The organism is Streptomyces sp. NPDC002785 (assembly GCF_040295565.1).
GTDB lineage: Bacteria > Actinomycetota > Actinomycetes > Streptomycetales > Streptomycetaceae > Streptomyces.
On the sequence record NZ_JBEOVN010000441.1, the window covers coordinates 1 to 1,167 of the forward strand.

General features: G+C 65.6%; 1 protein-coding gene. It reads left to right on the plus strand.

Going from position 1 to position 1,167, the window contains the following annotated elements:
• Positions 1-606: 606 nt before the first annotated feature.
• Entirely contained in the window at positions 607-1,098 is a 492-nt protein-coding gene (locus ABTZ94_RS37630; RefSeq protein ID WP_351207981.1) for a peptidylprolyl isomerase, read from the plus strand.
• Positions 1,099-1,167 lie beyond the last annotated feature (69 nt).

Consider the following 1,167-nt stretch of genomic DNA (forward strand, 5'->3'; position numbering starts at 1 on the left):
GAGGAACTTGTACGCACGAATCATCCAGCCCACCCCCCTTCGGTCAGTCCGATCAACATAGCTGGCACCACTGACAACGCAGAGCACTCCGGCGCCCCGCGCCTCCGGTCCGAGGATCGCATTCCCGCCCGGCCTGAAGGCCGGGATTCCCTGCGAAGATCAGGGATGGCGGCGACCAGGGCCGATGCGTCCGTGCCTCATCCGCTCGTACCTGGCTGCCCTCGATCGCCCGCCGCACCGTCGTGGACAGCCTTCATCGCGCCGCGGCTCGACCCAAGAGGTCAAGTCTCAGTGGGTTGCCCTGGCCCTCGCCGCGATGGCCTGGTCGGCGCGGCCTGCCTGATCCTGTGCGGACGACGGCCGAACGCGGCTGAGCCGGTTGGATACGGGACCCGAATTACCCGCCGGCGCTGGGTACTTGGGCCCTGCGGCCCGCCGCCGACGAGCCCGCAAGGGTAGTGATCAGGTGGCTGTGAGAGACTGCTGGTAGTCAACGGGGCCGGGACCCGTCCCGGATGTGTGGCCCAATGACAGTGCCCGCCACTCGGGCTCGTCCGTACTCTGTTCGATCAAGGAACCGATGATGATACGCCGAGTGGAGAATCCATGATCAACGTTCGTCTTTCCACGACGATGGGCGACATCGTGCTCGCGCTTGACGATGTCAAAGCGCCCTTGTCGGTCGCGAACTTTATGAGTTACCTCAACAGCGGCCATTACAAGGGGACGATCTTCCACCGGGTGATCAGCGGATTCATGATCCAGACCGGTGGGTTCGACACCAACATGCGCATGAAGCCCGCTCCCCAGAAGGTGCAGAACGAGGCGCGCAACGGGCTCAAGAACGTCAAGTACAGCGTAGCCATGGCCCGGACCTCCGACCCGCACTCGGCCAGCGCGCAGTTCTTCATCAACACGGTCGACAACGCCTTCCTGGACTACCCGGGGCAGGACGGCTGGGGCTACGCGGTCTTCGGCGAGGTCGTGCAGGGGCACGAGGTCGTCGACAAGATCGGGCAGGTCCCGACGGGCGCGCAGGACGTGCCCCGTGAGAAGGTCGTGATCGACTCCGCCGAGGTCGTGACCGGCGGGGAATGACCGTCTGCTGACCTCCTGGGTTCCAACGCCTGAGCCCGCCGTCGGCCCGTGACGCGTGCTGCACGCCTG